The organism is Acetobacter aceti NBRC 14818 (assembly GCF_000193495.2).
Taxonomy (GTDB): domain Bacteria; phylum Pseudomonadota; class Alphaproteobacteria; order Acetobacterales; family Acetobacteraceae; genus Acetobacter; species Acetobacter aceti.
Genome location: NZ_AP023410.1, coordinates 1,536,005 through 1,548,083, shown reverse-complemented (window position 1 = coordinate 1,548,083; position 12,079 = coordinate 1,536,005). Strand labels below are relative to the sequence as shown.

Below are 12,079 nucleotides of genomic sequence, written 5' to 3'. Positions count from 1 at the left end.
TAGAAAAAACTGAAAAATTAAATGGCAAAAAAATTTGATGAAGATTATAGCAAGGAAGTATATAATAAAATTTCAGAACTTCAGAAAAAAGGCCTTTCAATAAGAAATATTGCCAAAATAACAGGCGCAAGCCGAAGCTACATTCACAGATTATCCATTAAAATAGCTTTATCTTCAGGCTCCATGAAACAGGCTAGCGAAAGGCGAAAAGAAGCCGGATGGGAGCCTCTAGCACCCGGCAATCCAATTTCATGGGATGCTATAAAATTAAAAAACACGGCTAGAAGAAATACTTACAATCTAAATGAAAATTAAATGAAAAAAAAACAGAAGCCTATGACCAGGGCTGAATTTATTTCCATCTGTGATTGTGTATCAAAAACAGGAAACAGTTCAAATTGCATGAGACTTGCTAACCGTCCTCTTAGCGATTTATATTATTATTTAAAGAAAAATCCTGAAGAACGCCAGCGTTTAACAATAGCACGTACTTTCTTTCACGATGAAATGACTGCCGCAGTTCATGATCTCGCTTTTGGCGGAATTCCCAAAATAAGGCGAACAGAAAAAGGAAAAATTGTTATAGATGAAAGAGGAAAACCTGTCATAGATAGAATCCCCGACACACGTCTCATTACAACTCTTCTGAAAGATCACTCCAGTCGTCTGGCGCGTGCAGAAAAGGCAGATCTTTCAAATACCATACACACACCACCAGAAGACAAGATGGCACGACTTAGGGATGAAATAATTTCTGATCCATCTCCTCAGGAAAATATTACTAAAAATACAAATTCTCATGAAGAATGAAGAGAGAATATCGCTAACATCGCCCCAGATGAATATATATCGGGAAGGATGGAAAAAACATGCTCGCTTTCGCGTCGCCGCCTGCGGAAGAAGATTCGGCAAAACATTTGAAGCCGCAGAAGAGATTCGTCGAGCCGTAAAGAACGCTGTTGTAAGAAACATCAATCCCGATAATGAGATCTGGTATGCTGCTCCCACATACAAACAGGCAAAAAAAATATTCTGGCCAAAACTGAAAGCCACCATTCCCCAAAAATGGCTTATACGTCCCCCTAGGGAATCGGAGCTTTCCCTTGAGGTTGGGCCATACGGACATACGGTACGCATCGTAGGATTAGAAAATTATGATGCGTTACGTGGGAGTGGTTTGTTTTTTTTTTAGGTGATGAATGGGCAGACACTCCACCTGAAGCCTGGACTGAAGTTATTCGCCCAATGCTTTCAACATGCGAAGGAAATGCTCTTTTCATTGGTACACCGAAAGGAAAAGATCATTTTTATGATCTTTATTTGAAAGGTCAGCATGGAGAGACACATGAAAATGGTTGGTGGTCCTGTTCTTACACGACACTGGATGGAGGAAACGTCTCAGCTGAAGAAATCAATAATGCCAAGAACAGCCTTGATCTTCGTACATATCGTCAGGAATATGAAGCATCGTTTGAAACTTTCTGCGGTCGTTGCTTATATGCATTCTCAAGAAAACACTCCATCAAAAACGCTACATATGATGAGACCAAAGCTGTTCATATAGGAATGGATTTCAACATAAACCCCATGTCGGCAACAGTCTGGCAGGAGGATATGGATGAAAATGGCATTATAATTACTACGCAAATAGACGAAATAATTATACAGACATCCAATACTGATGAAATTTCAAAAGAAATACTGAAACGATATGGTAAAAAAGAAAGAGATTTCTCTGGGGTAGAAGAATATTCCGCACAACATATCACAGTCTATCCAGACCCTGCAGGACAAGCACGAAAAACGTCAGCTTCAGGAAAAACAGATATATCTATACTTCTGTCATATGGAATAAGCGTCAAAACAAGAAAACAATCGCCACGAGTACGTGACAGACTGAATTTCATGAATTCGATGTTTGAGAATTCATTAAAACAACGAAGGGCTTTTGTTTCCCCGAAGTGCACAAAAAGTATAGAAAGTTACGAGAGATATGCTTTCATAACAGGGACCTCTGAACCAGATAAAAAACAGGGATATGACCATCTCGTAGACGCAAGTGGTTATTATTTATACTTCAGATTCTCGGAAAATGCACTCGATATAAATTCCAACAAAATTCTTGATCGATAGGAAATAAAGTGGACTGGCACGAATTAAAAAAAAGTATGAATTTTCCATCACAATACTCGAATAGAACAAGAAATCTTCTCGCTCTGGAAAAAGTTCTGGATGGAAGCCTTTATGACCATATTCGATATCCTTTCTTCAAGACGTGTGGTGGCGATGGTTCATATATCCCGATCAATAAAAGACGCCCTTCCGTCAGAACACATTTATGCAATGTTGTAGTGGATGATACTGTTTCCTTACTTTTTAGTGCTTCTCACTGGCCTTCCATCCACGTCCAAAAAGACGATGATAATGAAGACTGCGAGATCGAAGCAAAAATACGAAAAATTTGCTTCGATCTAAATCTGCCGTCTCTTATGGAGCAGGCTGCAGTTATGGGGGCTGTAGGATCGGTTGCAATCCTAGTTCAGGCCATAGAAAATGAGCTTGTAGTTGAATTAAAACGAACCTGTTTTCTTGAACCAACCTTCTCACTTCTCGATCCCAGAAAACTTGTTTATGTAAGAGAGCAGTATATTGTTGACGCTGATGGATTAAAAAAAGCTGGATTCGGCGAATTTCCTGATGGAAATTATTGGTTCACAAGAGATTTCACTGAATTTGAGACTATCTGGTACGATCCTATTCCTGTCGAATACAGTGCAGATAAGAATACCCAACTTATCCGAGATGAAGCGCGCTGCACACAGCATGGATTAGGAGTAATACCTATCGTCTGGATCAAGAATCTTCCGTCTGCAGATCCTAACGCTCCTGATGGAAAATGCACTTTTAGTGCGGGTATTGATGCCATGATTGATGCTGATTACCTTCTTTCACAAACAGTGAGAGGACTACGTTATTCCTCTGATCCAACGATGGTGCTTTCAGTTGATGAATATCAAATCTCAAATGGTTTAACCTCTTCATTTACCAAAGATGCCTCGCATGCAATTGCCTTACCGCAAGGCAGCGATGCAAAACTTCTTGAAATTAATGGGACTGGGGCCGCAGCAGCTCTCAATATGTGGCAAGCCTTACGTTCCCTGGCCTTAGAAGCAATGCATGGAAACCGCGCACATGGAGACCGCGTTAGTGCTGCTCAATCAGGGCGCGCTATGGAACTCATGTGTCTCGGTTTAACATGGCTCGTTGGTCGTCTACGCAGATCTTATGGAGATTGCGGACTGGTCTCAGTTATCAACTTGATTACTCTAATTACTCAAAAATTTCCAGATTTAAAGATTGCAGGACAGAGTTATGGTGAACTTCAGGCAAAAAATATTTCACTTGTCTGGCCTGCATGGTTTGAACCAACCTTTGGGGACATGCAGACTATAGCCAATGCGGTGCAGTCAGCAAAAACTGCCGGAGTTGTGTCAATGGACACCGCAGTCAGAATGATGAAACCTGCAACGCATGTTCAGCATGTTGCTGAAGAAATAAAGAAAATATTGAACGATAATGAGTTATCTTAAAAAGAAAATCAATATCGCTGCGGAGAATAAATGGAAGTAAATTCAGGATCGTCTGAAAGCAAAGATAGTAATATTTCAGATGGAGCATCCAACACACCCCGGTCAGCAGCTGATAGTGTAGCTAATGCATTTTCAAATCAACTGGCTCAAGTTCAGGCCGATCTTGCCGCATCGAAAGCCTACGCTCTGTCTGTCGAAGAAGAGTTGCTCAATTTGAAGGCTGAAACAGCGGTAATGGCAGAAAAGCAGGCGCAAGAAGTTTCTAGAATAAAAATTGACTCCGAAATCAAATCACAAGCTATTTCTTCTGGACTTATTGATCTGGACTGTCTACCGCTTTTAGATTCATCTGAAATTACCTTAGATGAAAATGGAAATATTCTTGGAATCGACACAGCTATAGCTGATTTAAAGTCAAAAAAACCTTTTCTTTTTGCAGACACCAGTCGAGCTGGAAAAATGAGCAGCACTGCTCGTTCAGCTCTTACGCCTAAGGCAAAAGCCAACACAGCATTGCCTGTTAAAGATATGTCTGAATCTGAATACAAACGCTCTTTAAAAAGAGTAGCACCGTCTTATTCTCGTCGCTATAATTAAAGGTCAAAATTTAATGGCTATTGATAACTTTCCCGCTCAGCTTCAGCCTATTATTCAGGAAGGCTACCTTGCCCGCGAATTCTCTGCCGGTCTGCAGTCTCGAATTGCTTTTCGCGCTATCGCAGACAGAGAAATTTTTCCAAATAGAATTGGTGAAAGCATTACTAAAACCCGCAAGGGTTTGAAGGCACCCGTCACCGTTCCAATGTCGCCGTCACAAAACACCAACTTTGACAATGGCCTGACTCCTTCAACCTGGTCTGTTGAACAATATACACTGACGATCAATCAGTATGGTGACACCATTGATCTCAATGTTGTCAGTGAAGGTGTCGGGATCAGCGATCAGTTCCTTGCTAATGCAAACACCAACGGCATCCAGGCACTTCAATCCCTTGATAGAATTGCACGGAATACCCTTTTCGCTGGTCCGTCTGGCGGTGTCGGTGGTTACATGGGCGGCAACACCCGGGTAACAACCTCTATTAGCGCTTCCAGCACGCAGGTCTCTGTCGACGATGTGCGTGGTTTTGAAAGAGTTTTAAACGCAACCGGGCAGGTAGTTTCGGTAGCTCAGTCATCAGGCATGACTGTAACTGTGGGAAGCAACGCCTACACCCTCATCAGCGTCGCATATGACTCTGTTAATATTTCGACCGCCCCCCTGGGCATATCGGGTGTGCTGACATTCTCTACTGCTGTGTCCGTTAGCGATGGCGCAGAAGGAAATGCTGTCGTGGCTTCAACAGCTCCACTTGTCTTGCGTCCGAATAATCGACTGACTACAGCACAACTGGTTGCACCTGAAGGCAATTACGGTTCCAGTAATTACATCACAGGTGACACGTTAGGCATTCAGACTGTCCTCGCTGCTGTAGCTGCTCTACGTATGAATAACGTGCCCACTATCGATGGCGCCTATCACTGCTACCTCGATGATCAGCAGATGCTCGGTCTTTTTCGTGATGGTGATTTTAAATATTTGTATCGTGGTGCTTACGGCAGTGAAGCCTATCGCTCTGGCTCTGTTGTGGAACTTTTAGGAGTAAGATTTATTCCTACGACTGAGGCACCACTGCAGGCTTCCCTTGGTAGCGGCGTTATCCATAGAGCGATTGTTTGCGGCCAGGGAGCTCTAATTGAAGGCGATTACAACGGATCCGTTGATATTCCAGACAGTGACCGAGCCCTGGTCGAAAATGTCGACGGTATCATGATGATTACTAGAGAACCTTTGGATCGCTTGAAACAGATTATTGCTCAGTCCTGGTACTGGATTGGAGGCTTTGCACTCCCAACAGATGCGACTGTCAATCCTTCAATCATTCCAACATCGACGAACAGCTATCTGAAGCGTGGCGTCATTATTGAAAGTCTCTAAATAATTAAAATGACCCAGAGATTTTCTGGGTCATTTTCTAGAAAGTTTTATCTATGTCTGAAGATGTTTTGAGCGAAATAGAAAAAGTCAATATACGGCGTTATTGTTGGTATCCTGCTCGTGGCAATAGTCATATTTCCGGTAGCTGGCTTTATTTTTCTCATTACGGAATTTTAGAGTATAGACTATCAAATTTTTCACAAGAAGAAATACAAGTTATTCGCTCGATGTTGGCGACATTATCTGTTCTCGAGCAAGGCCCAGCAAATTCTGCTGATAATTTAGATACAGATAAAGCAGCTATCTGGACTCATAACAAAAACGAATTTACCGATAGAGTTAGTTTATTTAAGCAGCAAAGACTGGAACTGGTTAAATTCATAGGGGTCGATGTCGGACCTGGATTTAATTCCTTATTAATAAAAATGTCGATCTGATGGATATAGATAAATTACAGAAAAAAGCTGCCTATGGATTTCAAAAGGCTGCAACGGTTGTGGGATTTTCTGTTATTCAAACTCGCCCGCAAAGCTCATCCATGCCACTACCATCAGAAAAAATAGCTACATTAAAGTGTCTTATTGATCCATCAGCATCCTTTACCGGAGTATCTCCGGCCATATGGGGACATAAATTTTTGTTTGCTTCCATTGATACAAATGGTATTCTTGTAGGTGACTATCTCGAAACACAACCAGATGAAAATATAGAGAATATTACAACAGATATTTACTTTGTTGCCCGATTTGAACCTTGGAAACCTCTACTGATAGTGCAGACAAACAAATCAATATCTTTTTATGAATCAGATCTTTCTTCTGATAACAATTCAATTGGTTTACGATCTCCTTCTGGGCCAGTTTGGAAAGAAGATGTTGAAGTGGTTTCTAACTATCAAGTATCAATGCTTGAAGTATCCGCATCCGGACGCTCACCAACCGGTCTAGGAACTGATCTTTCTCTCGGTAACTGGGAAATACTCATGCCTAAAATTCCTGATATCACATTATATCAAGGCTTAAGGGTTAAGGATATGGATCAGAATTGTTATCACGTTTTAATTGTTGAAGAGACTGAATTCGGATTGCGTTTGGTGGCGAAGAGCGATCAAGCATAATGGCTTCAGTTTCTGAAATAGAAAATATAATTTGTAATACAATAAACAACTATATCTATCCAGAAAATACGAGCGGTGTCCTCCTTTCAACAATTAATGAAAACTTAAAGATTTGTCGTGGCTGGCCTCAGGAAGTAGAATTATCAAAAGACTTGATGTCTTCATCTGGGATTTCTTGGATAGCTGTCAATCAGCAACCAGGGCAGACTAAAAACAAAACGCGATATGGGCGACAGTGGAAGACTTTCGACACTAATGATTTGTTTGGACTATCTGTAGATAATGTTATAAACTCATCATGTAAAGTTGAATTTTCCGGGACCGCTCTCCAAAATGGCCTCGCTGGCATAGTCATATCAGAAAAAGCATATCCTGTTGTGGTTCAATCAGGTCAAGATTCTGCTACAGTTACGAACAATATCTATGAACTTATTAAATCGGATTATTCGGCCCTAATATCTATCGATGGATCAACGATAACATCACAATCAGAGATAGTGGTAAAAGGATTTTGTGGTGGAAATTCAACTATGTATCAAGAAATCAGTCGGCTAGAAGATATGTTCTGTACTTCTGTTTTTTCTCCATCTATTGTTGCACGTGATAATGTGGAAAATGCAGTAATAGAATCCTTATTAACATCAGATACCCTATCAAATGCAACATTCGACCGCGGAATTATAAATTTTCAGGATAGAAAGTTATATGACAATAATTTAAATGCGAATTTGTATCGCGTTGATATTATGTGGTCTATAGAGTTTGCGATTATATCTACAATCTCATGTCCTCCCTTGTTGTTGCCATCTATAGATGTAAATTCTCTTGATGTAATTGGAATCATTTAAATATTATTTATTAAATGGTTTAAATTATTATAAGTTAGGAAAAACAATGACTGTTATAAGTCAGTCGGGAACATTGAACACAAGTTCACTTGCTGTTCCAGATCTCTATATTCAAATTCAGACAAGTGGCACAACCTCATTATCTGGCGCTCAAACTGACATTGTCGGTATTGTTGGAACCAGCTCATGGGGTCCCACCAATACCCCATTAGTTTTTGGAACTTCAGCAGAACGAGCTGCCTATTTTGGCTCAATGCAAGACAGTGCCTTTGATTTAGCAACCATTGCATCTACCGCTATTTTGCAGGGGGCCTCCAATTTTGTTGGAGTAAGAGTTACGGATGGTACAGACACAGTTGGTTCTGCACCAGTACTTCAACAAAGTGATAACGAAACATATCCAGTTTTAATAAAATCAAAGTACACAGGATCAGAATCAAACAATATTAGCTTTAATATTTCTCCTGGTTCGGCTCCTAAAAGCTGGAAGATAACGGTAACGATGCCCAACTATCTTCCAGAAACATTTGATAACTTAATTCAACAAACAGATAATGGTGTTTTTTGGAACAACTTTGTTTCAGCCATCAATAACGGACAATCATCTATTAGGGGACCAAGTTCAATAATCACAGCGACACTTGGCACTGCAGTCGATGTAGCTCCGAGTGCAATGAATACCACAGCTCTGACAGGAGGGACTGATGGAAATTCAGCTGTAACAGCCAACATACTGCTAGGATCAGATGGACTTACCCGCACGGGCATGTATGCCTTGAGAGGGCAAAAATGCAGTCTGGCAGTCCTTGCCGGTGTAACAGATGATACAACTTGGTCCACTCAGGCCGCCTTTGCTTTATCGGAAGGAATCTATATGATCACATCCGGTCCCCCCAGTGAATCTGTTGAAACAGCTTCAGCAAAACGCAGTTCAGTCGGTGTAGACAGTTATAGTTTGAAAGCTATGCTAGGGGACTGGCTTTACTGGTACGATGGTGAGAATTCTCTTACCAGATTAGTACCTCCAACAGGTTTTGTCGCAGGGCGATTGGCGGCTCTTTCGCCTCAACTCCCGAGCCTTAACAAACAAATATATGGTGTTATTGGCAGTCAAAAATCAGGCCTAATAAGTTCTGGTCAGAACTTAACTTACTCTTCAGCAGAATTGACTTCTCTTTTCACCAATGGGATTGATGTTATTTGCAATCCTGCTCCAGGAGGAAGTTACTGGACTGTTAGAGCTGGAATAAATATCTCTAGTAACTCAACAAATAATGGTGATGAATATACTAGAGTAACTAATTTTATCAGTGAGACACTTGCCAACGGTATGGGAGTTTATATTGGTCAACCAATATCTCCTACTTTATTCACTGATATTGAAGCTACCTTAACCGGATTTCTTTCTGACTTAGAACAACAAGGCGTCATTGGTACTGCTTCTGGTAGTGCACCCTACTCCGTCATCTGCTCAACAACAAATAATCCACAATCTCGAATTTCTTTAGGTTTTTTACAAGCTGATATCAATGTTACCTATTTTGGTATTAATAAGAAATTTATTGTAAATATTACAGGAGGGGCCGGTGTGACGGTTTCTAGTAACTAATGGCTACTACATACACACTTGGTCGGCAAGGATCCATTATCCTTATTTGGAATGGAAACAGGATCGACATTCAGGATGTTACTGATTTCAGTGTCCATCAGGAAATTCGCGCCCAAAAAGTTTCTCCTCTCAACAAGCCTCCTGTTGAATTTAACACACCTGCTGGGTGGAGAGGATCATTCACGATCGATAGAGGAAATTCTGCTCTAGACGATTTATTCAATACAGATGAACTTGCTTTTTGGAACTCCAACACTATTTCATCAGGTGTTTTGTATTGTTATATTCAGGAAAGTGATGGCAGTACTTCAAAATTTGAATATAGTGGTCTGACTTTAGCGTTTTCAAACGCAGGTAAATTTACAGCTGAAAGCGTCGTATCCCAATCTGTAACATTTTTCGCCAGCCTAAGAAGAGCTATATAATAATGAAAGATAATATGGTTAAACTGGTTTGTGAAACAGGCAAAGAGCTTATTTATAAAGAAATAACACCAAGTGAAATGCTTGATATTATTTTGATTTGTGGCCCAGACGGCTCAAAAAATGAAACTTATATAAATGTTGTACAACAATGGTGCTCAATTCGTGCCATTAATAGCATCCCCGTGCCTTTTCCGAAAAACAAAAATATGCTCGACATGTTGGCGAATGATATTGGTGTAGATGGAATAAAGTCAATTGAGGATTATCTTATTTCAACCGAATGTACAGAAGAAGACGATATAAACTTAATAAAAAATTAGCATCCTCTCCGTCTTTATCAGAAATAATAACTCTATTAAAGGCAAACATTCCCTATGATTTGATTATGCAGTGGGATTGGCGTTTGCGAGCTGCTGCTATTATCGTCATAGGGAAAATGGATGGAGGGGAGTTTTCGTGGGAGCGCCTTCAATGGTTGGAGCAAAATTCCGAATAAATGCCTATAACAAAAAAAACTCCTTACAAAATTTATTTATAAAAAAATATAATAATTTCAAAACGCATTTAACTTATTTAAGAAAAAAATTTACAATAAGTCTTAACAGTCATATAAAAAATTTCAACTCATCAAATTCAATACCACAAAAAACCCATATCACAAAAAATTTATTAAATTATAAAAATGTAGAAAAAATATACACATACAACCAAAGAAACTTAAATAAATTTATAAATACACAATTAAAAAATAATGAAAACAAAATAACATCAAATAGTGAATATAAAGGAATAAACAATAATACGAACATAAGCAGAAACATTAATTTATTAAATTTTTTAGAATATAAGGCAAGAGCTGATAAATCAAAAAAAAATAGATATATACAAAAAATATTCCCCACCTATAATGGAAGTGGAATGTTATTTCATGGTTTACACATCTCTCATATTGAGCAGAAACAACCAAATACAAGCATAAAATTTATAAACTCATCTCAAAGCATCTCCTCAGAAAATATAAAAAACCATAGTTTCGTTTATTATAAAACAAATCATAAAAATAAAATCACAAAAAATGTAATGGAAAGAAAGGTAGGAAAAAAAAATTTACTGAATATATCAGGAAAATCATTAAATAAAATAAATGAAAATACAGTAAATACATCATACTTAAAAAATGAAAATGAATTAGGTAATGTAGGAAATTTATCTATAAATAAAACTGATTTTCATGAAATAATGAACTTTGTTGAATCTGAACTCAACCAATCTTTTCGTTCTCCTCCCAGCGGCTCATTAATGTCGTGGGTACAAAGTGTTCCAAGTTATCCTGGATTACATATCTAATGAGTTTTTTAGGCATTGTTTCTTCTATAGAATCCGCTCTTGGCACTCAAAATTTTACATTAGGGCCAATTACTTTTCTGGATACAGAAGTGCCTTCTGAATTGTTTTGGGGCGGCTATCAGGCAACCGAGACTTTTCACCAAATCGGCGGTGCTAAAGTCGTTATTCTTAATGGATACTATGATCAGCCATTAACTTGGGGTGGCATTTTTCGGGGTAGCTCATCCCTTCAGAAAGCAAGAACTCTTGATGCCATGGCTCGGAGTGGTAATTCCTACACTTTTTCAGGTGGAGGGATTTCAAGAAAAGTCGTTATCACAGCTTTTCAGGCCTCTTACACAAATTGTGGAACCATTATTCCTTACAAAATTTTTTGTGAAGTTATTCCTCAAACAGTTTCAACTTTAACCTCGACATTATCTTCCCTCGTCGGTTTACTGAATTCTGATCTTTCAAGTGCATTTTCCACAACAACCGGTTTGCTTTCAGACGCCAGTTCCTATGTGAGTTATCTCACAAATGTCTCAAGTTCTTACGCTGGGGAAATAACTCCTTTAGCTAATCTGATTGGCGAGGGAGGTGAAATGTCTACTCTAAACAGCAAACTATCAGGCCTTTCGACACAAGCGAATGCTCTATCTTCTTTGAGTTCAAACCTAGATTTTACAAACCTTCAAAGTAATATCTCGTCATCTACAAACCTAAACTCATCAATATTCAATGCTTCCAACACTGAAATATCGTCTATTTCCGCTAATTCCGGCGGAAATCTAGTCTCAGGTGCCTCTTCCATGATTGCTGCGACAGCACATTCCGGAATATTGGCAACATCAGCACTGAACAATGCCTACTTAACGCGCTCGACTAACAATATTTCTCTTTCAAATATATTATCATGAGTCAGAATGAAAACCGGAAAAACAATTAATGTAAGTGCGAGTGATATTTCACTGTGGCATGTTGCCGCCAAATATTTAGGGGATGCAACACAGGCAAATAGAATTATGTCGCTTAATAACCTTAATGATACATGGATTGTAACAGTAACTACTCTTACTTTACCCAGCTACGACCTCAGTCAAGGAGGAGGTATTAATATGTAATTATAATAAGTGTATATTGTAAAAATTATCAAGTGATATATATAATATCATTTTATATATTT

The 12,079-nt window shown here is 39.1% G+C and carries 16 protein-coding genes; all 16 read left to right on the top strand.

Features of this window, described 5'->3' with window-relative positions; all coding sequences use genetic code 11:
- Positions 1-21: 21 nt before the first annotated feature.
- On the top strand, positions 22-315 hold the full coding sequence (locus EMQ_RS07010) for a helix-turn-helix domain-containing protein (RefSeq protein ID WP_099349287.1): 294 nt from the start codon (positions 22-24) through the stop codon (positions 313-315).
- Positions 316-810, top strand: a complete 495-nt coding sequence (locus EMQ_RS07005) for a hypothetical protein (RefSeq protein WP_132012052.1) — start codon at positions 316-318, stop codon at positions 808-810.
- Positions 800-1,192, top strand: coding sequence for a hypothetical protein (locus EMQ_RS07000; protein WP_018308262.1), 393 nt, complete (start codon positions 800-802; stop codon positions 1,190-1,192). Before EMQ_RS07005 ends, EMQ_RS07000 begins: the two co-directional genes overlap by 11 nt.
- A 53-nt stretch (positions 1,193-1,245) precedes the next feature.
- Entirely contained in the window at positions 1,246-2,133 is an 888-nt protein-coding gene (locus EMQ_RS06995; protein WP_190653920.1) for a hypothetical protein, read from the top strand.
- Positions 2,134-2,141: 8 nt separating this feature from the next.
- Positions 2,142-3,590, top strand: a complete 1,449-nt coding sequence (locus EMQ_RS06990) for a phage portal protein (RefSeq protein ID WP_231367980.1) — start codon at positions 2,142-2,144, stop codon at positions 3,588-3,590.
- 30 nt (positions 3,591-3,620) lie between these two features.
- Positions 3,621-4,187 (top strand): phage scaffolding protein, encoded by a 567-nt coding sequence (locus tag EMQ_RS06985; RefSeq protein WP_081617501.1) that lies wholly within the window; start codon positions 3,621-3,623, stop codon positions 4,185-4,187.
- A 13-nt stretch (positions 4,188-4,200) separates the two neighbouring features.
- The gene (locus EMQ_RS06980) at positions 4,201-5,568 is read left to right on the top strand and encodes a hypothetical protein (protein ID WP_018308263.1); all 1,368 of its coding nucleotides are present in this window, start codon (positions 4,201-4,203) and stop codon (positions 5,566-5,568) included.
- A gap of 53 nt (positions 5,569-5,621) precedes the next feature.
- Entirely contained in the window at positions 5,622-6,005 is a 384-nt protein-coding gene (locus EMQ_RS06975) for a hypothetical protein (protein ID WP_132012053.1), read from the top strand.
- On the top strand, positions 6,005-6,685 hold the full coding sequence (locus EMQ_RS06970) for a hypothetical protein (protein ID WP_132012054.1): 681 nt from the start codon (positions 6,005-6,007) through the stop codon (positions 6,683-6,685). The genes EMQ_RS06975 and EMQ_RS06970 overlap by 1 nt, the downstream gene beginning before the upstream one ends.
- Positions 6,685-7,533, top strand: coding sequence for a hypothetical protein (locus EMQ_RS06965; protein ID WP_132012055.1), 849 nt, complete (start codon positions 6,685-6,687; stop codon positions 7,531-7,533). Before EMQ_RS06970 ends, EMQ_RS06965 begins: the two co-directional genes overlap by 1 nt.
- On the top strand, positions 7,520-9,142 hold the full coding sequence (locus EMQ_RS06960; protein ID WP_190653919.1) for a phage tail sheath protein: 1,623 nt from the start codon (positions 7,520-7,522) through the stop codon (positions 9,140-9,142). The genes EMQ_RS06965 and EMQ_RS06960 overlap by 14 nt, the downstream gene beginning before the upstream one ends.
- Complete coding sequence (locus EMQ_RS06955) at positions 9,142-9,567, top strand: hypothetical protein (protein WP_132012056.1); 426 nt, start codon at positions 9,142-9,144, stop codon at positions 9,565-9,567. Before EMQ_RS06960 ends, EMQ_RS06955 begins: the two co-directional genes overlap by 1 nt.
- A gap of 2 nt (positions 9,568-9,569) precedes the next feature.
- Positions 9,570-9,887: a hypothetical protein gene (locus tag EMQ_RS06950; protein WP_018308266.1), complete on the top strand. Its 318-nt coding sequence runs from the start codon at positions 9,570-9,572 to the stop codon at positions 9,885-9,887.
- A 136-nt stretch (positions 9,888-10,023) separates the two neighbouring features.
- Positions 10,024-10,914: a hypothetical protein gene (locus EMQ_RS06945; protein ID WP_132012057.1), complete on the top strand. Its 891-nt coding sequence runs from the start codon at positions 10,024-10,026 to the stop codon at positions 10,912-10,914.
- Positions 10,914-11,813 (top strand): hypothetical protein, encoded by a 900-nt coding sequence (locus EMQ_RS06940; protein ID WP_165878934.1) that lies wholly within the window; start codon positions 10,914-10,916, stop codon positions 11,811-11,813. Before EMQ_RS06945 ends, EMQ_RS06940 begins: the two co-directional genes overlap by 1 nt.
- A gap of 6 nt (positions 11,814-11,819) precedes the next feature.
- Complete coding sequence (locus EMQ_RS06935; protein WP_081471047.1) at positions 11,820-12,017, top strand: LysM peptidoglycan-binding domain-containing protein; 198 nt, start codon at positions 11,820-11,822, stop codon at positions 12,015-12,017.
- Positions 12,018-12,079: the final 62 nt, after the last annotated feature.